Origin of the sequence: uncultured Tateyamaria sp. (assembly GCF_947487805.1) — a bacterium.
Taxonomy (GTDB): Bacteria; Pseudomonadota; Alphaproteobacteria; order Rhodobacterales; family Rhodobacteraceae; genus Tateyamaria.
Genome location: NZ_CANKXW010000002.1, coordinates 295,178 through 321,143 on the forward strand (window position 1 = coordinate 295,178; position 25,966 = coordinate 321,143).

The 25,966-nt window shown below is 62.1% G+C and carries 27 protein-coding genes; 8 read left to right on the plus strand and 19 right to left on the minus strand.

The genetic code is table 11. From position 1 onward, the window contains the following. Window positions 1-9 precede the first annotated feature (9 nt). The 7 genes from Q0949_RS07035 to Q0949_RS07065 form a co-directional block, all read right to left on the minus strand. Window positions 10-243: a hypothetical protein gene (locus Q0949_RS07035; RefSeq protein ID WP_299369980.1), complete on the minus strand. Its 234-nt coding sequence runs from the start codon at window positions 241-243 to the stop codon at window positions 10-12. Between the two features lie 60 nt (window positions 244-303). Next, window positions 304-957 (minus strand): SMC-Scp complex subunit ScpB, encoded by a 654-nt coding sequence (gene scpB / locus Q0949_RS07040; protein ID WP_299369982.1) that lies wholly within the window; start codon window positions 955-957, stop codon window positions 304-306. Continuing rightward, window positions 941-1,744, minus strand: coding sequence for a ScpA family protein (locus Q0949_RS07045; protein ID WP_299369984.1), 804 nt, complete (start codon window positions 1,742-1,744; stop codon window positions 941-943). The genes scpB and Q0949_RS07045 overlap by 17 nt, the downstream gene beginning before the upstream one ends. Next, on the minus strand, window positions 1,737-2,741 hold the full coding sequence (gene nagZ / locus Q0949_RS07050) for a beta-N-acetylhexosaminidase (RefSeq protein ID WP_299370835.1): 1,005 nt from the start codon (window positions 2,739-2,741) through the stop codon (window positions 1,737-1,739). The genes Q0949_RS07045 and nagZ overlap by 8 nt, the downstream gene beginning before the upstream one ends. Further along, entirely contained in the window at window positions 2,738-3,631 is an 894-nt protein-coding gene (locus tag Q0949_RS07055) for an SPOR domain-containing protein (protein WP_299369986.1), read from the minus strand. The genes nagZ and Q0949_RS07055 overlap by 4 nt, the downstream gene beginning before the upstream one ends. Before the next feature lie 202 nt (window positions 3,632-3,833). Beyond that, window positions 3,834-5,576, minus strand: a complete 1,743-nt coding sequence (gene argS, locus Q0949_RS07060; protein WP_299369988.1) for an arginine--tRNA ligase — start codon at window positions 5,574-5,576, stop codon at window positions 3,834-3,836. 117 nt (window positions 5,577-5,693) lie between these two features. Then, a complete protein-coding gene (locus tag Q0949_RS07065) occupies window positions 5,694-6,842 on the minus strand; it encodes a deoxyguanosinetriphosphate triphosphohydrolase (RefSeq protein ID WP_299369990.1) in 1,149 nt (382 codons plus the stop codon). Window positions 6,843-6,926: 84 nt separating this feature from the next. Here Q0949_RS07065 and Q0949_RS07070 point away from each other — a divergent pair, with 84 nt between their 5' ends. Beyond that, window positions 6,927-7,250 carry an iron-sulfur cluster assembly accessory protein gene (locus tag Q0949_RS07070; RefSeq protein ID WP_299369992.1) on the plus strand — a complete coding sequence of 108 codons (324 nt, stop codon included), beginning with the start codon at window positions 6,927-6,929 and terminating at the stop codon, window positions 7,248-7,250. Window positions 7,251-7,308: 58 nt separating this feature from the next. On the opposite strand, the gene Q0949_RS07075 is transcribed toward Q0949_RS07070, so the two are convergent. Both Q0949_RS07075 and Q0949_RS07080 read right to left on the minus strand, forming a co-directional pair. After that, window positions 7,309-8,379, minus strand: coding sequence for a hypothetical protein (locus tag Q0949_RS07075; protein WP_299369994.1), 1,071 nt, complete (start codon window positions 8,377-8,379; stop codon window positions 7,309-7,311). A gap of 49 nt (window positions 8,380-8,428) precedes the next feature. Next, a complete protein-coding gene (locus Q0949_RS07080) occupies window positions 8,429-8,887 on the minus strand; it encodes a DUF6749 domain-containing protein (protein WP_299369996.1) in 459 nt (152 codons plus the stop codon). 344 nt (window positions 8,888-9,231) lie between these two features. Here Q0949_RS07080 and xth point away from each other — a divergent pair, with 344 nt between their 5' ends. Next, window positions 9,232-10,014 carry an exodeoxyribonuclease III gene (xth, locus tag Q0949_RS07085; protein ID WP_299369998.1) on the plus strand — a complete coding sequence of 261 codons (783 nt, stop codon included), beginning with the start codon at window positions 9,232-9,234 and terminating at the stop codon, window positions 10,012-10,014. A 61-nt stretch (window positions 10,015-10,075) separates the two neighbouring features. On the opposite strand, the gene Q0949_RS07090 is transcribed toward xth, so the two are convergent. Beyond that, window positions 10,076-10,660, minus strand: a complete 585-nt coding sequence (locus Q0949_RS07090; RefSeq protein ID WP_299369999.1) for an HNH endonuclease — start codon at window positions 10,658-10,660, stop codon at window positions 10,076-10,078. A gap of 628 nt (window positions 10,661-11,288) precedes the next feature. Here Q0949_RS07090 and Q0949_RS07095 point away from each other — a divergent pair. Continuing rightward, window positions 11,289-12,404 carry a hypothetical protein gene (locus Q0949_RS07095; protein WP_299370001.1) on the plus strand — a complete coding sequence of 372 codons (1,116 nt, stop codon included), beginning with the start codon at window positions 11,289-11,291 and terminating at the stop codon, window positions 12,402-12,404. Here the strand turns inward: Q0949_RS07095 and Q0949_RS07100 are convergent. From Q0949_RS07100 to Q0949_RS07110, 3 genes are read right to left on the minus strand one after another with little or no spacing between them, the layout of a single operon-like run. Continuing rightward, window positions 12,393-13,058 carry an alpha/beta fold hydrolase gene (locus tag Q0949_RS07100; RefSeq protein ID WP_299370003.1) on the minus strand — a complete coding sequence of 222 codons (666 nt, stop codon included), beginning with the start codon at window positions 13,056-13,058 and terminating at the stop codon, window positions 12,393-12,395. The two genes, Q0949_RS07095 and Q0949_RS07100, sit on opposite strands and share 12 nt — an antisense overlap. Continuing rightward, window positions 13,055-13,699 carry a DNA-3-methyladenine glycosylase 2 family protein gene (locus tag Q0949_RS07105; RefSeq protein ID WP_299370005.1) on the minus strand — a complete coding sequence of 215 codons (645 nt, stop codon included), beginning with the start codon at window positions 13,697-13,699 and terminating at the stop codon, window positions 13,055-13,057. The genes Q0949_RS07100 and Q0949_RS07105 overlap by 4 nt, the downstream gene beginning before the upstream one ends. Continuing rightward, window positions 13,681-14,355, minus strand: coding sequence for a precorrin-6A/cobalt-precorrin-6A reductase (locus Q0949_RS07110; RefSeq protein WP_299370007.1), 675 nt, complete (start codon window positions 14,353-14,355; stop codon window positions 13,681-13,683). The genes Q0949_RS07105 and Q0949_RS07110 overlap by 19 nt, the downstream gene beginning before the upstream one ends. Window positions 14,356-14,459: 104 nt before the next feature. On the opposite strand from Q0949_RS07110, the gene Q0949_RS07115 reads away from it, so the two are divergent. Continuing rightward, window positions 14,460-15,683: an MFS transporter gene (locus Q0949_RS07115; protein WP_299370009.1), complete on the plus strand. Its 1,224-nt coding sequence runs from the start codon at window positions 14,460-14,462 to the stop codon at window positions 15,681-15,683. On the opposite strand, the gene Q0949_RS07120 is transcribed toward Q0949_RS07115, so the two are convergent. Genes Q0949_RS07120 through cysS form a run of 4 tightly spaced genes read right to left on the minus strand, consistent with a single transcriptional unit; the run spans window position 15,680 to window position 20,163 of the window. Next, on the minus strand, window positions 15,680-16,447 hold the full coding sequence (locus Q0949_RS07120; RefSeq protein ID WP_299370011.1) for a squalene/phytoene synthase family protein: 768 nt from the start codon (window positions 16,445-16,447) through the stop codon (window positions 15,680-15,682). The two genes, Q0949_RS07115 and Q0949_RS07120, sit on opposite strands and share 4 nt — an antisense overlap. Beyond that, window positions 16,444-17,172 carry a class I SAM-dependent methyltransferase gene (locus Q0949_RS07125; protein ID WP_299370013.1) on the minus strand — a complete coding sequence of 243 codons (729 nt, stop codon included), beginning with the start codon at window positions 17,170-17,172 and terminating at the stop codon, window positions 16,444-16,446. Before Q0949_RS07125 ends, Q0949_RS07120 begins: the two co-directional genes overlap by 4 nt. Then, complete coding sequence (gene cimA, locus Q0949_RS07130; RefSeq protein WP_299370015.1) at window positions 17,169-18,785, minus strand: citramalate synthase; 1,617 nt, start codon at window positions 18,783-18,785, stop codon at window positions 17,169-17,171. The genes Q0949_RS07125 and cimA overlap by 4 nt, the downstream gene beginning before the upstream one ends. Further along, window positions 18,778-20,163, minus strand: a complete 1,386-nt coding sequence (gene cysS / locus Q0949_RS07135) for a cysteine--tRNA ligase (protein ID WP_299370017.1) — start codon at window positions 20,161-20,163, stop codon at window positions 18,778-18,780. Before cysS ends, cimA begins: the two co-directional genes overlap by 8 nt. A gap of 223 nt (window positions 20,164-20,386) precedes the next feature. On the opposite strand from cysS, the gene Q0949_RS07140 reads away from it, so the two are divergent. Together Q0949_RS07140 and Q0949_RS07145 are read left to right on the plus strand one after the other, a co-directional pair. Continuing rightward, window positions 20,387-20,743 carry an MmcQ/YjbR family DNA-binding protein gene (locus tag Q0949_RS07140; protein ID WP_299370019.1) on the plus strand — a complete coding sequence of 119 codons (357 nt, stop codon included), beginning with the start codon at window positions 20,387-20,389 and terminating at the stop codon, window positions 20,741-20,743. Between the two features lie 72 nt (window positions 20,744-20,815). Continuing rightward, complete coding sequence (locus Q0949_RS07145) at window positions 20,816-21,991, plus strand: pyridoxal phosphate-dependent aminotransferase (RefSeq protein WP_299370021.1); 1,176 nt, start codon at window positions 20,816-20,818, stop codon at window positions 21,989-21,991. Window positions 21,992-22,014: 23 nt separating this feature from the next. Here Q0949_RS07145 and Q0949_RS07150 read toward each other — a convergent pair whose 3' ends face one another. Next, on the minus strand, window positions 22,015-23,553 hold the full coding sequence (locus Q0949_RS07150) for a trimethylamine methyltransferase family protein (protein ID WP_299370023.1): 1,539 nt from the start codon (window positions 23,551-23,553) through the stop codon (window positions 22,015-22,017). A 382-nt stretch (window positions 23,554-23,935) separates the two neighbouring features. On the opposite strand from Q0949_RS07150, the gene Q0949_RS07155 reads away from it, so the two are divergent. Further along, the gene (locus tag Q0949_RS07155; protein ID WP_299370025.1) at window positions 23,936-24,538 is read left to right on the plus strand and encodes an outer membrane beta-barrel protein; all 603 of its coding nucleotides are present in this window, start codon (window positions 23,936-23,938) and stop codon (window positions 24,536-24,538) included. Window positions 24,539-24,759: 221 nt separating this feature from the next. Here the strand turns inward: Q0949_RS07155 and Q0949_RS07160 are convergent, their stop codons facing one another. Next, entirely contained in the window at window positions 24,760-25,008 is a 249-nt protein-coding gene (locus tag Q0949_RS07160) for a hypothetical protein (RefSeq protein ID WP_299370027.1), read from the minus strand. A gap of 235 nt (window positions 25,009-25,243) precedes the next feature. On the opposite strand from Q0949_RS07160, the gene Q0949_RS07165 reads away from it, so the two are divergent. Next, complete coding sequence (locus Q0949_RS07165) at window positions 25,244-25,726, plus strand: RNA polymerase sigma factor (protein ID WP_299370029.1); 483 nt, start codon at window positions 25,244-25,246, stop codon at window positions 25,724-25,726. Window positions 25,727-25,966: the final 240 nt, after the last annotated feature.

Genomic DNA, 25,966 nt, shown 5'->3' on the forward strand with positions numbered 1-25,966 from the left:
CCGTACCCCTCAGCCCTGGTTGTTTTCGCGGGCCTGTCGTGCCGCGCGGCGGGCTTGCCGTGCGGCGCGCACCTCGGCCTGCGTGGGGCCGCCCTGCCCCGCGTCGTCATCCATGGTCACTTGGCGTTGCTGGGGCTGCTTGCGACCACGCGTCGCGCGATTGACGCCTGCATCAATCCCCTTCGAGATCGCTTTGCGCATGACGATGCGCATGATCATGTTGATAATCTGATTTGCATTCATGGGACTGCTCCGCCCTGTTGCGTTGCCCGCACTATAGCGGCAAATGCGGCGATTTTCAGGTCAATCTTCAAAAAGCTCGGATTGGCCCTCCGCGCTTTCATCGCCCTCCTCCGTGTCGGGTCCGGGCAAGGTGCCTGGCGGGGGGCGGTTTTCCAACAGGCCCGCGGCCCTCAATTCCTTGAGGCCCGGCAGGTCTCGCGCGTTCTCGAGGCCGAAGTGATCCAAGAAGGATTGCGTGACCACAAATGTCACGGGGCGGCCCGGCGTCATCTTGCGGCGCCCGAACCGGATCCACTCCAGTTCCAGCAATTGATCCACCGTACCCCGACTGACACTGACACCGCGGATCTCCTCGATCTCTGCACGGGTGACGGGCTGGTGATAGGCGATGATGGCCAATGTCTCGATCGCCGCGCGAGACAGTTTGCGGGTCTCCACCGTTTCCTTCTGCATCAGAAAGCCCAGATCCGCCGCCGTCCGGATCGCCCAGGCATCGCCGATCTTCATCACATTTACGCCGCGCCCCTCGTAGCGCTTGCGCAGATACACAATTGCCTCCGCCGGATCGCAGCCATGCGGCATCCGCGCTTCAAGCTCGCGGATAGTCACAGGCTCGGCGGTGGCAAAGAGGATCGCTTCGACCATGCGTTCCTGTTCAGCCATGGGCGGGGCCTCGAACAGGCTTTCTTCTTTTTCTTCAGGTGCTTCTGTCACGTGGTTCATCCCGTTTACGCAGCTGGATCGGTGCGAATGTCTCGGATTGTCGAATGTCGAGGTGGCCTTCCTTGACCAATTCCAGTGATGCCGCAAAGGTCGCAGCCGTCGCCGACCGACGCTTGGCCGGGTCGGTCTCCCAGCCCTCGGGCAGATAGGACAGGATGTCAGTCCAGTCCCCGGCATAGCCTATCAACCCGCGCATGCGGTCAAGTGCCTGTTCCATCGTGAACACGGCATCCCGGTCCATGACAAAGGGGCGGAATTCGTCACGCGTGCGGATCCGGGCATAGCCTTGCATAAGGTCCAGCAGCGTCGCCGAATAGGTCACCTTGCGCACCCGCGTCACCATTTCCGACTGCCCGCGGGCAAAGAAATCCCGGCCCAGCTGGTCACGCGCCATCAGCCGCGCGGCGGCGTCCCGCATGGCCTGCAGCCGTTCCAACTGGAACGCCAGATGCGCGGCAAGCTCCTCGCCGGACGGCCCCTCTTCGCTGGGGTCCGGCGGCAACAACAGCCGCGATTTGAGAAAGGCCAGCCACGCCGCCATGACAAGGTAATCGGCAGCCAGTTCCAGCCGCAGCTGTTTGGCTTTTTCCACAAAGGCCAGGTATTGATGCGCCAGTTGCAGAACCGAGATCTTGCGCAGATCCACCTTTTGAGTTCGGCTCAGCGTCAAGAGCAGGTCAAGCGGCCCTTCGAACCCGTCGACGTCCACGATCAGCGCCTCGGCGGCGAGGCGTTCGGCGACAGAAACCGTGTCTTCTTCGAATGTGTCTTCAGCCATGCACATGTCCGCCCAAAAGCGCCTCAAGTTCGGCGTTCAGGTCGGCAATGTCAATCTCGTCAGGGGTGCGGCGGGCGGCCAGTGCGGCGTTGGCGCGGGTTTGGGCGGCATCGGTCATCTGGCCCGCGGCATTGGCCGAGGCGATGCGAGCGGACAGCGGCGCGTTACAATGCAGAACCACGTCGCACCCTGCGGCCAGCGCATCAACCGCATTCTGCGCGGGCGTCCCGCTCAGCGCCTTCATCCCGATATCGTCGGTCATGATCAGTCCGTCAAAGCCGATATCCTCGCGCACCAGCGCCATCGTGTCTGGCGACAGGGTGGCGGGCACCTCGTCCACGGCCTCGTAAACCACATGCGCCGTCATCCCCATGGGCAGGTCGTTTAACGCCCGGAAGGGGGCAAAGTCCGTCTCGCGCAGGGTATCGAGGCTGACATCGACGCGCGGCAGATCGAAGTGACTGTCGAGATCGGTGCGCCCATGGCCGGGGATGTGTTTGAGCACCGGCAGCACACCGCCATCCAGCATTCCGTCGGCAGCGGCGCGCCCCAAGGCTGCGATATCCCCGGGCGATGAGCCATAGCACCTGTTGCGCAGGAACTCGTGCGTCTCCTTCACAATCAGATCGACCATGGGCGCGCAATTGCTGTCAATAGTCAGCGCATGAAGTTCGTGCGCTATGTGCCTGTATCGCAAATACATTGCGCGTTCCGCATCGTCACCCGCAGCTTGAACAAATTCTAAAGGCGGCAGCCATTCGGTCCAGGTTGGCCCGCGCAGACGCTGTACCCGGCCGCCCTCCTGATCGATGGTGATCGGCGCATCCCGCCCGACGGCGTCTCGAAACTCCGAACACAGGCCATAGACCTGATCCGGCGTGTCGATATTGCGCGCAAAGAGGATAAACCCAAACGGATCTGCGTCCCGAAAAAACGCCTTTTCATCGCGCGAGAGCGCCAGACCGTCCGCATCGAGGATGGTCGCGCCGAAATTCATCGTGTCACCACGGGGATGCAATCCGCACCCTCGGCGACAAGGGCCGAGCAGAACCGGCGCGCGTCGCTCAGATCGGAAAAGCCATGTGCACGCAACCGGTAGAACGTCCGCCCGCCCGACTGCGCCTTTTGCACGATGCGGTCTTTGCCTGCGAGGTAGTCGCCAAAACGGCCCTGCATCCGCTCCCATTGCGCGCGCGCAATCTCTGCGCTGTCGAAAGCGCCCAGCTGTACCAGTCGCGTTCCCGCAGGCAAGGCCGCAGCGTCCAGTTCAGTTTGCGGGACTGCGACGGGTGCCGAAGCGGGCACCACAACCGCGGGGGCCGTGCTGGGGCGCAGTTGCGGACGTTTGGACAATTGCGGTCCCGGTCCTTGGACAGCAGGCGCGGCGCGCGGCGCGGGCGTTGCAGGGGCGGCCACGCTGGCCAGCACCGGTTGCGCTTCTTCCTCAACCGCATCAATGGCCGCAACCCCAGCAGTCAGCTGGTTCACGAGGTCCTCGACACTGCCATCGGTCAGCGCGCTGGCAACATCCAAGGGCTGGTCGGTGTCTAGGCTTGCTGCTACGTCCAGCGGCGCAGGCTGTTGCACAGGTGCCACCGTTGCGGTGCTCATCGGCTGGTCTTCTTCCGTCAAATCGATGGGTCTGGGGGCAAGAATGACTTGATCCACAAGTCCGGATGCCTCACCCACGGCGGCCACTTCGTTGACCGCAAGCCCGGTGTTCACGGCCAGTTGCCCGCCCGGATCGGCCGGGCGCACGCGCATCTCGCCTTCGGCGGCGCGCACGACCGGAATACCCGACACATCGCGCATCACCAGCTTGTAACCCCACACGGACACACCGGCGATCAGCGCCAGCGACACAGCAGCGCCAGCTAAGTTTGTCAAGTTCTTCAATGGGTTAGAAGACGGAACGGACGTATTCTCGGGCGCGGAATACCCGACGTGACCCATATTATGGGTGTACTGCATATCTGCCATCTCTGCCTCGTCGTCCGCGCCGATACATGCCAGCGCAGATCATCTAGTTGTGGATGCGTCCGGTAGACGCAAAGGGAAACGTGCCTGTGTTGCCCCTGTTTGCCGGGGCTTAACGCAGCTCTTCGGCTGGTTCGACGCCAAGAATACCAAGACCGGATGCAATTACAACGGCGCAGGCACGCGCCAGGGCAATTTTTGCCTGAGATGTTGCAACGTCATCCTGCAAAAAGCGCAGCTCTGGAAGATCATTACCCCGGTTCCACAGCCCGTGGAACGTCCCGGCCAGATCATAGAGGTAGAATGCCACCCGGTGCGGTTCGTTGGTGCGCGCCGCCGTCTCGACCAGACGCGGCCACTCGGCCAGCTTGGCCGCAAGTGTCAGTTCCGCCTCGTGCTCAAGCTTGCTCAGGTCAGCTGCCGCCAGCGTGTCATCCGCCACATCGACACCCGCCTCGCCTGCCTTGCGCAGAACAGAGGTCACACGGGCATGGGCGTATTGCACGTAAAACACAGGGTTCTCGCGGCTCTGCTCCAGCACCTTGTCGAAATCGAAATCCAGCGCGGCATCGTTCTTGCGCGTCAGCATATGGAAGCGGGTCACACCCGGCCCCACCTGATCCACCACGTCGCGCAGGGTCACAAACGTCCCTGCCCGCTTGGACATCTTGAACGGCTCGCCGTTTTTGTAGAGCTTCACCAGCTGCGTCAGCTTGATGTCCAGCGGGACGGTACCACCGGACAACGCGGACACCGCCGCCTTCATCCGTTTGACATAGCCACCATGATCAGCGCCAAACACGTCGATCAGGGCATCAAAGCCGCGCTGCACCTTGTCATAGTGATAAGCGATATCGGGGGCAAAATATGTCCATGATCCGTCCGATTTCATCACCGGCCGGTCTACGTCATCGCCATGTTCTGTTGACTTGAACAGGGTCTGCTCGCGTGGCTCCCAATCCTCGGGCTTCTTGCCCTTCGGCGGCTCAAGCACCCCTTCATAAATCAGGCCCTTGCCGCGCAAATCGTCCAGCGCCGCCTCGATCCGGCCCGTGCCATAAAGTGACTTTTCCGAATAGAACACGTCCATCTCGACACCCAGGGCGGCCAGGTCGGCGCGGATCAGGTCCATCATCGCATCCGTGGCAAAATTGCGCACGTCCTCGAGCCAGAACTGTTCTCCCTTGTCGAGATAGGCGTCACCCACCTTGGCCTTCAGCGCCTCGCCCACCTCGATCAGGTAGTCGCCGGGATAGGTTCCGTCGGGAAAGGCCACGTCCTGGCCGTGCGCCTCGAGATACCGCAGGTAGACGGAGCGGGCCAGCACGTCGACCTGCGCGCCACCGTCGTTGATGTAATATTCACGAGTGACATCATGCCCGGCAAAATCCAGCAGCGACGCCAGAGCATCCCCGAACACTGCGCCCCGCGTGTGGCCCACGTGCAGGGGGCCTGTGGGGTTGGCGGACACATATTCGACATTCACCTTCTTGCCCTGCCCCATGTCCGACCGGCCATAGCCGGTGCCCGTCGTCAGAACGGCCTGCACAACCTGTTGCCAGACCCCCGGCGCCAGCCGCAGGTTGAGAAAGCCGGGGCCCGCCACTTCGGCTGACGTGATCCGGGGATCCTCTGCCAGACGCGCGGCAAGAGCTTCGGCAATATCCCGAGGCTTCATGCCCGCAGGCTTGGCCAGAACCATGGCCGCATTGGTGGCCATATCCCCGTGCGCCGCATCGCGCGGCGGCTCGACCGTGACATTCGTCGTGGGCAGGTCAGCGGGCAATTGCCCGGCCTCCACCATGGCGGAGAGATCGGACAGCACAAGGGCGCGAATATCGGCAAACAGGTTCATGGATGGGTCTCTTGCAACGTGAGGGTTCGCGTGTATCAAGTTCAAAGACTGCGTCAATGTGAAGTTTCTGTCAGCGATCAGGTTTCACGGCCTCGGACGGTGCCTCAAGGGCGGCAATCACCCATGATCCGGAAACAGCGTCGCATGTTCCTGAATGGCAAATCGGTCGGTCATGCCGGAAATATAGTCCGACACCATCCGCGCAAGGGCAGCCTCATCCATCGTGGCCGACTGTGCCTCGGTCCGCCATTCGCCCGGCAGCAGATCCGGATTGGCCAAGTAAGCCGGGAATAGATCATGCACAATCCGCGTCACCTCCTGCCGTTTGGCCATGACCGGCGCCGCGCGGTACATGTTGTGAAACAGGAAATGGCGGATCTGGTTCAGGTCAGACCAAAGTTGATCGGAAAACCGAATGACAGGCCGACCAAGATGGCGGATCTCGGCCACATTTGTCGCACCACTGTTTTGCAGCAGGATGCGGGATGTGGCCACCACGTCGCTCACCATTGCACCAAATACGCGTCTCAACGCTTCGTGCCGGCGCCGCACGGGGTCAAGATCGGGATAGGCACTGTCCACAACGTCAAACGCCGGCCCAATCAGTGGCAAGGCACAGATGTCTTCTTCGGTGAACAGCCCGGCACGCAAACCGTCATGCAGGTCGTGGTTGTTATAGGCAATGTCATCGGACAGAGCAGCCACTTGCGCTTCTGCGCTGGCATGGGTGCCCAGCTCCAGATCATGCTCCGCGTCATACTCCGCCAGGGCGTAAGGCAGATCACCCGTGACAGGCCCGTTGTGCTTGGCGATGCCTTCCAGACATTCCCACGTCAGGTTCAGCCCATCAAACTCCGCGTAATGGCATTCGAGCCGTGTCACGATCTTGATGGCCTGCGCATTGTGATCAAACCCGCCAAAGGGCCGCATCAGGTCCTGCAAGGCATCCTCGCCCGTGTGACCGAACGGTGGATGACCCAGATCATGCGCCAATGCCACCGCCTCCGTCAGGCAGTCATTCAGGCCCAAGGCGCCCGCGATGGTGCGCGCCACCTGCGCCACCTCGATGGAATGGGTCAGCCGGGTGCGGTAGTAATCACCCTCATGCTCCACAAAAACCTGAGTCTTGTGCTTTAGCCGTCGAAACGCCGACGCATGGATGATCCGGTCACGATCCCGTTGGAAGCAGGACCGAAACGGCAGCTCATCTTCGGGCCAGCGCCGGCCCCGCGCAGTGGCGGGATCGGATGCATAGGGCGCAGTCATGTCGACGGATCCTTGTCGCCTGTTCACACAGCCCATATATTGCAGGTGCAGCGAAGTTAAAACGCGCCTTTTCGGAGAAATGCGATGCAATTGCCCCCTACGGTGACCCCCCGCGCCTTTGAACGTCTGGCCGAAATCGGTGCGGCCGATCAGGGACAGGCCCTGCGCGTGGCTGTCGAAGGCGGCGGTTGTTCCGGATTTCAGTATGAAATCGCGCTGGACGCACCCAAGGATGACGATCTGGTCCTCGAAGGATCCGGACAGAAGGTTGTGGTCGATGCCATCAGCCTGCCGTTTCTGTCCAACGCTGTCATTGATTTCTCCGAAGAGCTGATCGGCGCGCGCTTTGTCATCGAAAACCCGAACGCAACCAGCTCGTGTGGCTGCGGAACGTCCTTTTCGATGTGATCGACCGACGCGCCACATCTGCCTTGGCGCCATCGGTTCAATTTTTCTTGCCTGAAATTCAGTGCGTCGCCAAGCTTGCGCGCGCGAACCCTTCGAAATAGGCCTCGAAATGGGATGTCGACGCCGCGGCATCGCACAGGGTTTCGGCTGCGCGGTCATCCAGCATTGCATAAAGCGTATCCTGCATCCGTTCCCAAGACCCTGAACGGGCGCGGCCAAGACCCAGCAGGGCTGCCGAAACCGCCCGCAACGCCCCTTCGCTGGCCTCCGGCTTGCGAAACGCGCAGGGCTTGGCCGTGACCGCCGCGCAAGGGTCATCAATACCCATGACCGACATCGCCCACGTGGATACGAGATACTCGTGATAGTCATCCGCCGGCGCCACGTAGACGCTGTCGTCCACAGTGAAATTTGCAAGGCTACGACGTATCGCCGCCACCCAATGAGCATTGGGCACCTGCCCCGCTTGCCGCAGGGCAATGCAGATTTCTGCCAAGAGATCGAGGTTCTGATCCAGGAATGCGGTGATTCCCGCATATTCCAGACTGAGCCGGGCCGCCGCGCCGATGTGCGGATCTCGCCGCCCGTATTCGGACAGGTAGAACACGATATGCGTCAGTTCGTAGGCCGCCTTCTTGTTCGGCAGCGCAAAGGTTTCGGGGCGACTGATGAAGGCGCGCAACCGATCATCCAGCCCCGCATCGGCGGCACGGGTGAACACCCCCCGGCGCGCCAAGAGCCGCCGCGCCTCTGCCCGCTGCAAGTCGCTCAACTCTGCATCCGGCAACCCTTGCGTCGCCACCCAGTGGCACAGACTTTCCATCTGGGCACCGGGCATTCCAAGGTCTTCGAGATCCAGGCCGATTGACAACAGGAACCGGTAGTATTGCGGGAAAAACGTCAGTCGGTCGGACAGCTTCTGATAAAATCCCAGATGCGGCTGCAGTGCTGCCGCATCCACTTTTTGCCCCGTACATTCAAGGATATTCAGCGTTTCGGCGTTTTCCTTCAACCAGAACACATCGTCCTCGATCCGACGATGGCTGGCGAAACACGCGACCAGTGCGGCCGCGCGTTCTGACAAGACCTGGCGACGCGGCGGGGCGGTAAAGGCAAGAATGTTTGACATGTCTGAGTCCTTTTCAAAGTCGGCAACCGCCGCGTCCGGTGTTCCGGGTTCAGGATCCCGAAGAGAACAGCCCCGTAACCGCACCCTCGATCACCGTGCCTGTCACTGGTGTGGACCCAGAGGAGAATGCGCCTGTCACGTCTCCGTCCGCTGTATGCGTCGCCACCGGGGCCGACCCCGAAGAGAACATTTCGGTCGCATCCCCTGTCACGGCATCGCGCCCCCGCGGTGCCGATCCGGACGAAAACATCTCGATCGCGTCACCGGAATTGGCATCCGACGTGACAGGTGCAGAGCCCGATGAGAACATGGCGATGCCTTCACCCGCGCATGCATCTGCTGTCATCGGCGCAGAGCCTGACGAAAACATCTCGACCGCATCGCCGCGCAAGGGGTCGACCATCGCAGGTGCGCTGCCGGACGAAAACATCTCGACCCCGTCGCCGACAAGCGCGGCGCTGACGTCAGTTGCGGAAAATTCAGCTGTGATTTTGCGTTGAGCGGTCATGAGGACATCCTTTCATCCCGTTGGTTGTGATGCCTTAACGGTTACCCGCAAAAAGTGTGTTGAGAAGCTGTTTTTCGCGCTAAGGGGGATATCGGTGTCAATTATCCACAGGCTACGCGACAAAATCTGAATGGAGAGCCGGTCATTTCCGCAGCGCCATCAGCGCTGGAAAAAAACTTATCCACAAATTTATACATGCGCAGATTTGAGAGAAATTTGCACATTCATGCATTTCGGACCCGAATCGAACGGTTAAGATTTAGTTAATTGTGCCTGTGCCACACCCCTTGCGGCACCGGCCGGGATCGGTCACATCTGGGGCAAGTCAGTGATTGGGGTCAGCGATGAAGATAGCCACGTTCAACATCAATGGGATCAAGGCGCGGATCGAGGCCTTGCCCCGCTGGCTCGACAGCGCGGCACCCGACGTCGCCCTGTTGCAGGAAATCAAATCGGTCGACGAAAATTTCCCGCGCGAGATTTTCGAGGATCGCGGGTACAACGTGGAGACCCATGGCCAGAAATCCTTCAACGGCGTTGCGATCCTGTCCAAGCACCCGCTCGAAGACGTCACACGCGGCCTGCCCGGTGATGCCGAAGACGAACAGGCCCGCTATATAGAGGCAACGGTGGTCGGAGACAGTCACGCCGTGCGTCTGTGCGGCCTCTACCTGCCAAACGGAAACCCAAGTCCAGGGCCCAAATACGATTATAAATTGGCGTGGATGGAACGTCTCCGCCAAAGAGCCCGCAGTTTGCTGGCCGAAGAGATCCCGTTCCTGATGGCGGGCGACTATAACATCATTCCACAAGCCGAGGACGCAAAACGCCCCGACGCCTGGCGCGATGATGCGCTGTTCCGATTGGAAAGCCGCGCCGCGTTTCGCAAATTACTCAACCTGGGCCTGACAGAAGCCTTTCGCGCCCGCACCTTCGGTCCCGGACACTACTCATTCTGGGACTACCAGGCCGGGGCCTGGAACCGGGATGACGGCATTCGAATTGATCACTTCCTTCTGTCGCCAGGTTGCGCCGATCTTCTGACAGACTGCCAGATCGACAAACATGCCCGCGGCGAGGAAAAACCCTCGGATCATGTGCCCGTCTGGATCGATCTGGCCGCCTGACGCATGGGTCGGTGGGCGGGCGCCTTTGCCGCAAGGCAAACAGAGCCGCGCAACGACGCATTCAGGCCTGCAATTCCGCGTCCCAGTACAAAAAGTCCATCCAGCTGTCGTGCAGATAGTTCGGCGGGAACTTGCGCCCCATATTCCGCAGCTCTTCCGCCCCGGGCTGACGTGGCGGCTTGCGCAGTGCCATTCCGGTCCGATGCAATGCTTTCGATCCCTTGCGCAAATTGCACGGGCTACAGGCCGCAACCACATTCTGCCAGCTCGTCACGCCTCCGCTTGCACGCGGCACGACGTGGTCAAATGTCAATTCCCCCCGCGCGCCGCAATACTGGCAACAGAATTCGTCCCTCAGAAATAAATTAAAGCGCGTGAAGGCCACGCGCTTTTGGGGTTTCACATAGTCCTTCAGAACCACGACCGACGGAATTCTGATCTCCGTACTCGGGCTTCGGACCACCTCGTCATATTCGGCGACGATATCCACCCGATCGAGCCATGCGGCCTTCACCGCTTCCTGCCAAGGCCAAAGCGACAGAGGATAGTAACTGAGCGGCCGGTAATCGGCATTCAACACCAACGCCGGATGATGTTTCAACGCCGTAGGGCTGCGCACAAAATCTGTTCTGAAATCGCCGTCCATCACTGTGACTCCGTCCTCACCCTGTCTGCCTGCGGCACCAGAGCGGGGATCCCGCCCCGGTCTTCTTGTCTCGACTATATCTTGTGGAAAGCGATAGGCAAGCGCCGAAATACCACGAGATGTCGCAGCCTCACGTCGCACGCCTACATGACATCAATATGAACACTTTATCGTCACATGCGCGCATGCGGGGTCAGGAAAACCTCACTGGACGGACTGACCTGCTGCAGCCATAACGCTCCCACTACCGAAAGGGACGAAAAACAGATGGAACAGGCAAAGTCCAAAATCGCTTTGAGCCTCATGGCAAGGACACGCGCGTTCATGACGCTCGTTTTCCGCGGTGATCAAGACACGGTTTCCGAACCGAGCGCGGCACATCTCCACGGGCCCGACATCACGCGCGCGCCTCGGACATCTGTTCAGGACGGTTTTGAAGGCATGTGCTGAGAACCGTTTCAGCCAGTCATCTAGATCATTCACGACGACCCATACCGTAAGAGCATAATTATACGATGGCGCTTACCCCGCATTAACTGTTTTTGATCATATTTTAGAATTTAGAGTTGACCCGTTTTCTTGCGTCTTGCAGGTTAACTCCAATTTTATTTTCTTTGCGGATCTTATCGTGTCGGATCAAAAATTGCAGGAAGTGTCGGCGCAATTGGCGCAGATTCAGGGCCAACTGTCCCAAGCGAATGATACAGCGCTGCCCGGGCATCGCGGGATACCTATTCACTTTTATATACTGAACGGTCTCGCGATCCTACTTTTGGGAGCGTGTAGTTTCGTGGCCTATTACCTTAAGGACGATATAAGCGGCCTGCGTGCTGAGATATCCCTTGAACGCACAGAACGCCTCGCCGCCCAGGAAACGGCTGCGGAAAACCTCAAAGAACTTCTGAAGGCGCAAACCCAGACGATCAGCGCTACGATGACCGGCGAATTCAATACGCTGCGCGCGGAATTGTCCGGACAGACGGCGACGTTGAACGGGGCCGTTTCAACGCTAGAAGAAAAACTCAACGGCAGCGCCAGTACTATGGGCACGCAGATCGCAACTTTGCAGACTGAAGTCACGACAATCCGGAGCACCAATGTCGAGTTGGCAGCCACTGCGCGCGCGTCGTCTTCGCAACTCGAAGAAACACGTCTGTCATTGATGGAAGCCAAGACTGCATTGGACGACGCCGAAGAACGGTTCGAAGAGTCGACCGAAAAAACGGAAGATGTGCGCACGAGGCTTCAAAGTGTACTGACGGTCGCCAAAACTGAATTGAGTTCAACCGTCGCCGCCGCAACTCAGGAAATTGAAACGCGGACAAACCAAGCAGAAACAATTCTCGACAAAATCGCCCGTGCAGTTACCGACGCCGAAAATCGCGATATTCAACGAGAAGCAACAGTGGCCAGCCGCGAGAGGAAGTCGCGAGAATACCTCGACGCCTACTGCAAAGAGCGCGCATATGAAAAGAACGTCGACATCCACAATTGGGTGGACGTGGATGGCTTGCCCTCGGATGCGAAAGAGTTGCTTGATGTCCTGACCCAAATGGAACGCGGCACGCTCTTGGTATCTGACGCATGTCAAAGGGCTTGGGTCGTGGTGCAGTTTCCCGGAACCTTGCCCGACGTGCGCGTTGGAACGGTCAATGACTTTGCACAAAGTATCGGTGCAACCGTGCTATACCAACGCCCCGTGTTCTCGAACGTCGCCAGCTTCCGAAGTCTCCTAAAGCCCTAGCTTGTCACGCATGAATGCGAGCGCAACGCTCAGCCCGTCGGGTGCGATCCCGTGCGCGGTGCCTTTCATCACGTGGGCATAGACGTCTTTCCACCCCGCCTCCTGCAACGCTTCGGCCGCCTGCGGCAATGACTGCGGTGGGACCACGTCGTCCTGATCCCCGTGGATCAGCAAAACAGACGGACGGCTCACGACCTCATCGGCCAGGACTTCGGGGTTCAGCAAACGGCCGGAAAACGCGACAATGCCCGCGACGGGGTCTTCGCGACGCGGCGCCACATGCAGGGACATCATCGTGCCTTGCGAAAACCCGAACAATACCACCTGTTCGGGCAGCACGTCCTCGTCCACCATCAGCGCATCGAGGAACGCGTTGAGATCGTCACTCGCCGCCATGAGGCCGCGTTCGGCCTCTTCTTCCGAAGACCCGTCAATCCACGGGATCGGAAACCACTGGTACCCACCGGGATAGCCGGGAATGGCTTCGGGCGCATCGGGGGCCACAAACAACGTGTCGGGCAGATGCTCCGCCAAGGGCTCCGCCAGTCCTAGCAAGTCCGCGCCATTCGCACCGTAGCCGTGCAGGAATACGACAATCGACCGCAATTCACCTGATGCGGGTTCGACCCGCCCTGCCTGCAACACCCGTGTCATGTGATCCCCTCTCGGCCCTTTGCAACGCGGTAGTAGGTGAAGAACAGGCGCGCGGCAACCGCCCGCCACGGGCGCCACTCCTCCGCCATCTCGCGCAGGGCGCGTTCCTTGGGGCGTTCGGGCAGGTCAAAGATCATGCGCGCGGCCTCTTGCAGGGCCAGATCGCCGGGCGCAAACACATCCGCACGGCCCAAGGCGAACATCGCGTAGATCTCTGCCGTCCACACACCAATCCCCTTCACCGCCGTCAGCTGCGCAATGACATCGGCGTCGCTGACCGACCGAAGCTGGTCATAGTCGATCCCCGCCTCGGCCAGCGCCAGCGCATAGGAGATCTTCTGGCGGCTCAGCCCTGCGGAGCGCAATCCCTCTTCTCGTGCGGCCAGAACAGCCGCAGGTGCAGTCAACCCGCCTGCGTCCAACCGCTGCCAAATGGCATTGGCCGAGGCCGTGCTGACCTGCTGGCCGATAATGGCATTCAAGAGGGCGGCGAACCCGTCCGGCCTGCGCCGCAGGGGCAGCGGCCCCGCGATGTCGACGGCCCGCGCCAGCGCCGGATCCTGCGCAGCGAGCCATGCCGCCCCTTCGTCGACATCCGCCTGGGTTTCTATGATCCGGCCTGTCACAGTGATTGCACCCATCCCACTACATCCTCGAGGTTGTGCAAACGTGGTCCCTGCGGTAACGCAGGCGGGCGTACCAGCACCACCGGCAACCCAAGTTCGCGGGCCGCCGCCAGCTTTGGAAAGCTGCCAGCTCCACCGATGTTGCGCGCCAGAACCACGTGGATCTTCAGCTCCTGCAACAGCGCAACCTCGTCGGCCACGGAAAACGGGGCCGTGCCGAACACGTAAGTGCAGGTATCAAATCCTGTCGGCTGATCATGGCGCGTCAACTGGCGTAGAAACACCGGCCCATCATGCGCCGCAAGGCTTGGCAGGCTCGCCCGCCCGGTCGCGGCAAACACGCGCGCGCCGGATGGCAATGCGGCCACCGCAGCATCGATATCATCCACTTCGGTCCAAGAATCGCCCGGCTGCGGCATCCACGGGTCACGCCCGACACGGGCATATGGCATATCTCCCGTCACGCACGCCCGGCTTGCAGTATCAAAGGCATGGCTTGCATCGACCACGCCTGCCACGTCATCTGGCATCGCGGCAACTGCTGGAATGTCCAACGCAACGGGCACCGCACCCTGCGCCCAAAGCGCACAGGCGCGACACCCGGCCGCGCGCAACCAGGACGCGGCAGCCGCTGTTTCACGGGCGCCGGCAAGCAAGACAACAAGAGGCATTCGGGACGTCATGGCGCGCACCCTAGCGCGCCCGCACAAACGCGCAACCACCTGTGCCCAAACTGATGCTTGCCCGCCCGCGCGGGCGCGGATAGTCAGACCTTATGACCCAAATCGATGACTCCCGCGCCAAGCGCAACGTGGCTGTCCTGGTCGCCGCCCAGGCGTTTCTCGGATCCCAGATCACCATGATGTTTGTGGTGGCGGGCCTTGCCGGCCAGCAATTGACGCCCTTTGCCTGTCTGGCGACCCTGCCGATCTCGCTGATCGTCTTTGGGTCGATGACCACCGCGCCGTGGCTGTCCAATGTCATGCAGACCTATGGCCGCCGGACCGGGTTCATCCTGGGCGCTGTGGGCGGGCTGATCGGTGCGGGCATCGGGGTCTGGGCGCTGAGCATCGGCAGCTTCTGGCTGTTCCTCGTGGGCAGCTACATGACCGGCATCTATATGTCCGCGCAGGGTTTCTACCGGTTTGCTGCCGCCGATACCGCGTCAGACGCGTTCCGGCCCAAAGCGATTTCCTATGTGATGGCGGGCGGCCTTTTGTCGGCCATCATCGGCCCACAGGTCGTGGGCTATGTGACCGCCGGTGCAGCAGATGCAACCGTCGCGCGGTATATCCCGATCTATTGGGTGGCCATGGGGTTCAACGTGATGGGCATGGCGCTGTTCTTCCTGCTCGACATCCCGAAACCCGCCAAAGCCTCGCCCACAGACGGGCCCGGCCGCACCCGGCTGGAGCTTTTGGCGACGCCGCGCATCGCCGTCGCCGTGATCTGTGCGGCGGTGTCCTATGCTCTGATGAACCTGGTGATGACGTCCACGCCGTTGGCGGTGGTGGGCTGTGGCTATACCGAACCGGACGCCGCCAATATTGTGACGGTGCACGTGCTGGCCATGTTCGCGCCGTCTTTCTTTACCGGGCACCTGATCGCGCGATTTGGCGCGGAATGGATCATGGGGATCGGGTTGGCCATTCTGGGTGGCGCGGGCATCGTCGCCCTCCAGGGCGTCGATCTTGCCAACTTCTACGCCGCCTTATTTCTGCTGGGGCTGGGTTGGAACTTTGGTTTCATCGGTGCCACGACCATGCTGGCGGGCGCACACAGCCCACAGGAACGCGGGCGTATGCAGGGTATGAACGACCTGATCGTCTTTGGCGGGGTCACGGTGGCCTCGCTGGCCTCTGGCGGGTTAATGAACTGCATCGGCGGTGACCCGGTCGAAGGCTGGGCCGCGGTCAACATCGCCATGGTGCCGTTCCTCGTGCTGGCCGGAGGATCGTTGATCTGGCTGGTGATGCGGCAGCGGCGCGCGCTGGCCTAGATCGCGGCACGCCCCGTGAGTGCACTTTGCCCCAGCCGCCATGCGGTCAACGGTGGGAAGATTGCCCCGTCTGCAACGACGTGCGGATTGCGGATCACCTGATCCAACGCCGCACGCGTTCCTACCGCAGGCAACAGCGCAGGCAGCGCGCTGCGCGGCAAATCGGGCCGCGTGATCCGGGACCGCGCCGCGCGAGCAAGTGCCGCAATGCCGTCCGGCGTGCCGTCGACCAAGGGCACGCGCTTGGCCGCTTCCAGCAGTGGCACCGCGCGCAGGAAGGCCACGAGGCCCGCCGCCTGCCCCACGGATCGCACGGCCTGTTCCTGATCCGCAGGTGCGCCCAGCAGCGACGCCGCCGCCCACATCAGGTGCCCCGCCGTCTGGTCCAGATAGGCATCCATATGCGCCTGATCCTCGAACGGGTCGCGGTAGATGTCCCAACGCCGCGCCGCGACCGTCTGGTCCAGCATCGCGGCCAGATCTGGCGACAACAGTGCAGCCAGAGGCGTCGTCACCTCATGCTTGCGCACGTCGCGGCCTTCGCGCACCTCTTCCAACGCGTCCCGCCACCATTGCAGGCGCATTTCCGCGATCATCACCTCTTGGGTGACCCAAGGCGCGCGCGCCACTTCGACATTGAAGGCATAAAGCGGGAACAGCACCGCGCGCGCGGCCACTGGCGAGGCCATCGCTGTGCGGAACCGGTCCGGGTCGCCTTGCTCCACCAATCGCGCGCAGGGCACTATGCTGTCGGGCAGGCTCATTCGGGGGATACGATCAAAAGCGCGTAGGCCACATGATCCATCGCTGCGCGCCACAAATCGATTTCCCTTTGGCAAGCGTCCAGCGCGTTGGAGAGCGCCGCGTCTGCGGGCGATTGCCGCAGGGTGTCGATGCGGGCCTGCATCGGATCGTAATAGGCCTGCCAGGGCGCGCCTACGATCATGCGATGTGCGTGGGTCCGGTACCCGGCGGCGGCCACCAGCGCCTTGATCCCGTCCAGATCCGTGATCTGCGGGTACTCTTCCCAAAAGGCGTGCACCTCTGGGCGTGCAGGCGTGTCCAGCAGCACCGGTTCGGAAAACGCCACGTGTCCGCCGGGCGCCAGCGCAGGCCGCCATGTGGTCAGGCCCTCGGTCACGCCCAGGAAATAGAGCGCGCCTGCGCACCAGATCAGCTCACAGCCCTCGGGCGCGAACCGCATATCGTCACAGCGCACCTCGACCCGCCCGTCAAAGGGCGCGATCCGCGGCTGCGCTTGGTCCACAAAGTCCTGCGTTGTGTCCACCCCGGTGATCTGCGCCTCGGGCAACAAACGGGCCAGCGTTACCGTGTCGTCTGCCGGACCGCATCCGGCGTCAAATACCCGCACGGGCCCCGACAGATCCAGGTGATCCAGCGCCCATGCGACATCCTCTGGCAAACCGGGCCCCTGACGCGGCAGATCGCTGTGAACCTGCAGGAAAGCCTGCCATTCCGACGGGGTCATGTCACGCCATCCTGCACCAGCTTCCACCGGATCGCATCCAACAGCGCCTCGAACGAGGCATCGACGATGTTCGCGGACACGCCCACGGTCGACCAGCGGCGCCCCTGGCCGTCCTCGCTGTCAATGATGACGCGGGTCACCGCCTCGGTGCCGCCTTGCGTGATCCGCACCTTGAAATCCACGAGGCGGATATCCTCGACAAAGCTTTGATACCGCCCCAGATCCTTGGCCAGCGCCTTGGCCAGCGCGTTCACTGGCCCCCGGTCGGTGCCGTTCTCATCCATGCTCTCGCTCACTGACAGCATCTTTTGTCCGTCGACCTTGACCACGACCACCGCCTCGGACAGCGACACCATACGATTGCGCTTGTTCTTGCGGCGCTCGATGGTCACGCGGTAGCGTTTGACCTCGAAAAACTCAGGCAACAGACCCAGTTCCTCGCGCGCCAGCAGTTCGAAGGACGCCTGTGCGGTGTCGTAGCTGTAGCCATCCGCCTCGCGCGCCTTGATCCGGTCGAGAATGGCCAAAAACGCGGGATCCTTGGGTGCCACCTCCAACCCCATATCGACCAGACGCTTGCGCAGGTTCGATTGTCCTGCCTGATTGGACATCGGGATGATGCGCGCGTTGCCCACGCTTTCCGGCACGATATGCTCATAGGTGGTCGGGTCCTTAAGGATCGCACTGGCATGCAGCCCCGCCTTGTGGGCAAAGGCCGACGCCCCGACAAAGGCCGCCTGTTTCTGGGGCACCCGGTTCAGGATATCGTCCAGCATCCGCGACGTCCGGGTCAGACCGGACAGCGCATCAAGGCTTACGCCTGTTTCGAACCGGCTGGCATAGGGCTCTTTCAGCAGAAGGATCGGGATCAGCGAGGTCAGATTCGCATTACCACAGCGTTCGCCCAGCCCGTTCAGCGTGCCCTGAATCTGCCGCGCGCCCGCCTGCACCGCCGCCAGCGATCCGGCCACCGCGTTTTCGGTGTCATTGTGGGTGTGGATGCCCAGACGCGCCCCGTCGATGCCCGAGGCGATGACCGCAGACGTGATGTCGTGAATGTCATGGGGCAGCGTACCGCCATTGGTGTCACAAAGCGCAATCCACCGCGCGCCCGCGTCATAGGCCGCGTGAATGGCCTCCAGCGCGTAGTCGGGGTTGGACTTGTAGCCGTCAAAGAAATGCTCCGCGTCAAAAATCGCCTCGCGCCCCTGCCCCACGATGTGGGCAAAGGACTGCGCGATATTGGCGGTGTTTTCCGCCAGCGAAATGCCGAGGGCCTTGTCCACGTGGAAGTCATGCGTCTTGCCCACCAGACAGACCGCAGGCGTGTTCGCATTGAGAACGGCAGCCAGAACGTCGTCATTCTCGGCGCTGATCCCCGCCCGTTTTGTCATGCCAAATGCGGTGAACGTGGCGCGGGTTTGCGGCGCATCCTCGAAAAACGCGCTGTCAGTTGGATTGGCACCGGGCCAGCCGCCTTCGATATAGTCGATACCCAGCGTATCCAGCGCCTGTGCGATCTGGTGCTTTTCGGATGTGGAGAACTGCACCCCTTGCGTCTGCTGGCCGTCGCGCAGAGTTGTGTCGAAAAGATAGAGACGTTCCTTAGACATCGAGCACCTCCAGCTTTTCGGGCGCAAAGCCCGGTCCGGGCACCAACTCGACCCCTGCCTTGCTCATGCGCACCTCGATCCCTGCCGCGACCAGCGCCGATTTCAACGCGTCGACGGCGGCAAAGTCCTTGCTCTGCATTGCGGCCGCGCGTGCCGCGCTCAGCGCATCCGCATAGGCAGACAGGTCCGTGTCAGGCGCCGCCGCCCACGCACCCATCTCGTCGGTCAGCAGGCCGATCATCTTTCCGGTCGCTTTCAACGCCTCTGCCTTGCCCTCCGCCGCAAGGCTGTGCATCCGCATGATCACTTCAGACACGTTCAGATCGTCAGCCAGAGCCGAGCTTGCGCACTCCTGCGCCTCATCAAATGCGACGCCGCGGGTCATGGCCCGCCACTTGCGCAGCGTCGCTTCCGCCTCTGCCCGCTTCTTCTCGGTCCAGTCCATCGGCTTGCGGTAATGGGTCGACAGCATCACAAACCGGATCACCTCGCCCGGCACGCCCTGATCCAGCAGGTCACGCACGGTAAAGAAATTACCAAGCGACTTGGACATCTTCTTGCCCTCGACTTGCAGCATCTCATTATGCAGCCACACCCTGGCAAAGCCATGGCCCGCGCATTTCGACTGCGCGATCTCGTTTTCATGGTGCGGGAATTGCAGATCGTTGCCGCCCCCATGGATATCGAACTCCGCGCCCAGCAGGTCATGCGCCATGGCCGAGCATTCGATGTGCCAGCCGGGCCGCCCCCGGCCCCACGGGCTGGGCCATCCGGGCAAAGCGTCATCCGACGGCTTCCACAGGACAAAGTCCATCGGGTCTTCCTTGTAAGGGGCGACCTCGACCCGCGCGCCTGCGATCATGTCGTCCACCGACCGGCCCGACAGCGCGCCATAATCTTTGTATTTGCGCACCCGAAAAAGGACGTGGCCGTCGTTTTCATAGGCGAACCCGTCCGCGATCAACCCTTCGATCATCTCGACCATCTGGCTGATATAACCGGTCGCGCGTGGCTCATGGTTCGGGCGCAAAGCGCCAAGCGCATCCATGTCAGCATGATACCATGCGATGGTTTCTTCAGTCCGCTCGGCCACCAGGTCTTCGAGACTGCCCTCTGCCCCGGCCTGCTGACGCGCGAGGGCGGTGGCGTTTATCTTGTCATCCACATCCGTGAAGTTGCGCACATAGGTGACCCGCCCGTCATAGGCGGCCCGCAGCAGCCGAAAGAGTACGTCAAACACCAGCACGGGCCGCGCATTACCCAGATGCGCCCGGTCGTACACGGTGGGCCCGCACAGATACATCCGCACATTGTCCGGATCGATCGGCGCGAAGGCGTCCTTGCGGCGCGTCGCAGTGTTGTAAAGCTGAATGTCCATCGTCGTCTCGTCAGGCTTGGCGGCGCGCAGATGCGCGCGCACAGGGTTGGCGCGGGCCTATCAAGTCTGAGATGTCATGAAAACACAGAACCGGCCCGCTGAGGTGCTCAGCAGATAATGCAGCAAATGATGCAAATGGTCCGGGTCATGCCTCGGACGTATCCGACACGCACAGGCGCGGTCAACCCTTGTCTCACCGGGCGGCACGGGCCAAGGTCGCGGTATGACACGTGAAGAAGCAGATCAGATCTGTGCCGCACTGCCCGGCGCCTATTACGTCAGCCATGCCGATGGCGGGCTGGATGCGTGGAAGGTGGGCGACAAGATGTTTGCCTGCATCGGGCATGCCGCCGACGGCGTTTCGGTGAAAACGCCCGACGTTGACAGCGCACAGTTCCTGATCGAAATCGGGGCCGCGCAAAAGGCCAAATATTTCCACCGCTCCTGGGTCCGCGTGACATTTGCAGACCGGGACGCGGACCAGGTGCGCGACCGGATCCACACCTCCTATGGCCTGATCCGCGGCGCACTGCCCAAGAAAGTGCAGGCCACGCTGGCCGCCTGGCAGGATAGCACCTGAAACCCTGCCTGCCCGTGTTGACAATCCCGCACCCCTCTGACCCCTTGGCCGGATCATCAGGCGGAGCGACCCATGGCCCTTTCACAGCGAATTTCCAATCTCACCGGCGGCGGATCGGACGGGTGGGACGTGTTCATCAAGGCGCGCAAGATGATCGCCGCCGGCACCCCGGTGGTCGAGCTGACCATTGGCGAACATGACATCCGCACCGCCGCACCGATCCTTCAGGACATGCACGAAAGTGCGATGGGCGGGCATACCGGATATGCCATGGTGCCCGGCACGGACAGCTTGCGCGACACGGTGGCCCGGCGCACCCAAGACCGCACCGGTGTGCCCACAACCCGCGACAACGTGCTGATCACACCCGGCGGGCAATCTGCCCTCTTTGCCGCCCACGCGGCGGCTTGCGATCCAGGCGACGTGGCGCTGTACATCGATCCGTACTACGCGACTTATCCGGGCACATTGCGCGGGGTCTCCGCCGTACCGCGTGCCATTCTGACCCGCGCCGAAGACGCGTTTCAACCGCGCGCCGAAGACATCGCGGCGGCCTGTGACGGGGCCAAGTCGCTGCTGATCAACTCGCCCAACAATCCCACCGGCACGGTCTATTCGGTCGCAACGATGGAGGGCATTGCGCAGGTCGTGCGCGACCACGATCTATGGCTGATCTCGGACGAGGTCTATGACAGCCAGGTCTGGGAGGGCTCCCACCTGTCGCCCCGCGCCCTGCCCGGCATGGCCGAACGCACGCTCGTCGTGGGCTCCATGTCCAAAAGCCACGCAATGACAGGCTCGCGTTGCGGCTGGCTGATCGGGCCGGAGGAGGTGATTTCCCATCTCATCACCTTTGCCACGCACACGACCTATGGCGTGCCGGGCTTTATCCAGGATGCCAGTGTCTTTGCCCTGAACCAGGGCCCGGAGTTCGAGGCCGAGGTTGCAGCCCCGTTCCAGCGCAGGCGTGCCATCGCCCAAGAGATCCTGTCCGGGCAGAACACCGTCGGGCTGATCCCGGCGCAAGGGGCAATGTACCTGATGCTCGACATCCGCGCGACAGGGATGACGGGCGATGACTTCGCCAACGCCCTCCTTGACACCCACCACATCGCGGTGATGCCGGGCGAAAGCTTTGGCGCCGCCGCCGCCGGACATCTCCGCGTCGCCATGACGATTGACGACGCGGAATTTGGAGCCGCGTTGCGCACCCTGTGCCGCTTTGCCGACAGTTGCGCCAAAGAGTAGGAAAACCTATTGGCGGCAAATGCTTAGGCGGGCAAGTGAATGTTGAACCGCGCCCGGATCTCTGCGTCCAACGCAGGATCCAGCGCCGCCTTGGGGCGCTGTGCGAGAATCTCGTCTTTGCGCGCGGCCACGCGGGCCAACAGCGCCGGCTTGCCCAGCTCCGCCCATTCCTTGGGCGAGGTTCGGTCGCCAAAGGTCGGATAGACGCAGTCGCTCTGCATCCGACTCAGGGTCTGGTCGGTGCCCAGATAGTGGCCGACGCCCGACAGGCACACGTCCGCGATCTGGTCCACGGCAAGGGTCTCGTCCGTGACCTCTATGCCGCGCACACAGCGCATCGCCTGCCCGATGATGTCATCGCCTAGGATCAGCGATTCCAGACAAAAGCCCAACAACGACGCATGCATGCCCGCCGCCTCATAGACCATGTTCACCCCTGACAGCCCGGCGGTGAGGTTCGAACACATCTGCTCCCACCCAGCCTGCATATCCGGCAGCTTGCTGTCCGACGCACCGCCCGCAGCACCGCCAGGCAGGTCATAGAACCGGTGCATCTGGCCACATCCAGCCGTCAACAGCGCCTGTTCACCGGACCCGATCGACATCGCACCCGTGCGCAGATCGAGGCCAAAGGGCCAGGTCCCAAAGATCGCAGGCGCCCCCGGCTTGACCGCGTTGACATAGACCAGCCCGGCCAGACATTCCGCGGTGGCCTGCACAATGGCGCCTGCTATCGTCGACGGTGCCGTAGCTCCGGACATGCCCGCAGACAGCAGCAGCACCGGCATCCCGTGCAGAATGCACGCCTCCATCACTTCGCAGCTTTCGGGCGCGAATTTCATGGGCGGGACGACAAAGCAGTTGGAGTTCGAGACAAAGGGACGCGCGCGCCATGCGTCTTCTCCGCCTGCAATCATGTGCAACATCTCGATCGCCGGTCCAACACAGCTGGGTTCGGAAAAACTGGTGCCCACGTGTTTGGTGGTGCCTGACACACAGGCAAAGACGGAATTATATTCCATCTCCATGGTGTCGGGAATGTCGCGGCAAACCATCGGCCGCTGGACAAAGTGGATGTTGTCCAACTGATCAGCAATGCGCGCCGCATCATGCAGGTCCTGCACGCCGGATTCGCGATAGGTCTCACCGTCCGGTTCCACCACATGCACCGCGGCCCCGGCCGTGCCGTAATGCACACGGCCGCCGCTCAGGTGCAAATCATGTGCCGGGTCGCGCCCGTGCAGAACGAGCGTGCGGTTGGCATTGGCCAGCGTGTCCTCGACCAGCGCGCGCGGAAACCGAATGCGTCCGTCATCGCCCTGGATCGCGCCCGCCGCCGTCAGGTAGGCGACACCCGAGGGCGGCGCATCGGCCAGCCCGATGCGCTCCAACGCATCAAGCGCGGCGTGGTGGATGCGCAGCACCTCGGCATCGGTGAGCGGGTTGTAGCGGCCACCCTCCATACCGGGCCGAATGGGGCGCAGGTGGTCGGGCAAGGCAGCGGCACGGGCCGCCCGGCGGGCCGCACGGCCGCCAGAGCGAGAAGGAGATTGATCGTTCATGTGAGTAGATCCGGGAAAAGAGATTGGGAAAAGGTGACTACGCCTGATCCCGCATGGGTCTGCCCCTTGCGGCCCGTCCCCGTTCCGCCCCGATTGTCCGCGAGACAAGCGATATCTTACAACGGCATTCCTGCACGACGAGCCTCCCTTGCATCTCGTGACATTCCGACTGCGTTCATCCTGCGCTCGAAAACGTCCCGTGTCTGTCCTGTTTGCGACGCCACGCCAGCGGGCAGTTGCCCAGTGATTCCCGCCATTTGTGCGGTGCCATGCCAAGATCATCACCCAACACCAATGTGGTTTGGCGCTGCCATCATCTTGGGTCAGGTCTGTGCCACGCGCCGCCGACACCGCGCGCGCACAGATTGAAAAGGAGCAGAAGATGAAAACGCAGAAATTCCGGCATCTCGCAGCGGCCATGTCGTTCGCACTGGCCGCGGGGCCCCTCATGGCCGGCGGGTTCGATACACCCGCCGCCGACGCACCACCACCCGCGCAACCGTTACCCCCTGCCCCGGCATCTGCTCCGGGCGGCGACTGGACCGGCGCATATGGCGGGGTCCAGCTGGGCTATGGCGATGTGAACGGGTCTGGCGCCGCCGATGGTGACGACGTACTGGGTGGGGTGCATCTGGGCTATGACTACGACTTCGGCACCTTTGTTCTGGGCGGTGAGGTTGACTATGACTTCGCCGATATCGATCTGAACGGGGCGGCCAGCGTCGACAGCGTGGCCCGCCTCAAGCTGCGCGCAGGCTACGACTTTGGCCGTACGCTGGGGTATGTCAGCGCAGGCCTCGCCGAAGTCGACACCTCCATCGGATCGGAAAGCGGCAGCTACTTTGGCATCGGCGTCACTCACCGGATCACGGACCGGTACACGCTGGGGGCCGAACTGCTCGAACACAGCTTTGATGATATCGGCGGGTCAGGCGTGGACGCTGACGCCACCACCCTTACGATTCGCGGATCCATCCGGTTCTGATCCCGCCACGGTCCCGCAGGCATCCTCCCCAAGGCCTGCGGGATCAGGCCGCAAAAACAGGCACACGGCGCGTTTTCACGCGCCGTGTTTCTTTCCTTCCAGGTCGGAAAAACACAGTGAGGCCCGGCCCCTGGGGGGAGACCGGACCTCACACCCCCACCCTCCTGCACCTGGCGGCCCTACCCGTTCTCAGATGCAGAATTGCAGGTGACCCTTGGCGGTCAGCCGTCCGTGACCGGCATCAACCCGGCTTCCTGGGCCGCTGCGATCTCGTCGGCATCCAGCGCCCCATCGGCATTCAGGTCCATTGCCGTGAACCCGTCCGATGTCACCTCCGGAAAGCTGGCTTGCACCTCGTCGATGGTCAGAACGCCATCGCCGTTTGTGTCCAGCTCTGACGCCGCCTGCCCCATTGCGAGGGCCGGAACGGCGAGTGCCGCAAGAAACGTCAGTGAAGCTAGTTTGGTCATAGGGAACTCCCATTGCATTTTGCATTGCGAGGGTCCGTGAGTGGCGCCCTCACAAGGTAAGAGCCGCAAATCGGGCCAAGCATCCGCCCCGGACAGACCCTATCGCAAACACGCAAACCCGCGCCGATCCATGCGACAGCCATCAGCAATCTGCCGCCCAAAAAGAGGGCAGATGACACATCGGCGAAAACCCCCGGGCTGTTCAATCCACGCGCGAAGCCCCAGCGTGATCTCCATGAAACAGCCCCTCACGCCCCGCCGCCTCGTGCCGCTGATCCCGTCCCTGACCAGACGTGCGCGAAAGCTCTCCCGCAACCGCGCCGAGGCCGAAGACCTCGTACAGGACACTCTGCTGAGCCTGTGCCAGAAATTGCAGGACGGTGCGCAAATTGACGATCTGCAAGCCTACGCGATGCGCACCCTGTCCAACCGCGCACGGCGCGGCTGGCGCATACAGGCCACCGACGAACTCGAGGATGACCACGCGCTGACACAGCCCGACGCCCTTCTGCGTCTCGACTGCGCCGACACGCTGGCCGCGATTGCCCGACTGCCCAAACCACAACGGCAACTGCTCGACCTGGTGGTTGCGGGCGAAACCTCACCGCGCGCGCTGGCAACCGCAACCGGCCTCCCGCTGGGCACCGTGATGTCGCGTCTTGCCCGTGCCCGTGCCCGACTGCGCATCACATTGTCCGAAGACACCCCCCGGAACTGATGCCCGCGCCGGGGTCGGCGGGTGGGCGAATTTGCAAAGCAAAGAGAGCACCCACCGACGATCATCACGCAAGAAAAACGCAGAGCCGAAGCTCTCCGTTGAGTTTCGCCGTGCCGCGGGTGTTTTCGCAAGCAGACGCACGCTCCTCTGGCAGAACGCATGGCGTAGCCGAGCGTGGAGTCAGCGTGCCGATGTCTCGAACAAAAAAATGGGGAGCGCGAACGCTCCCCTCTAGTTTCG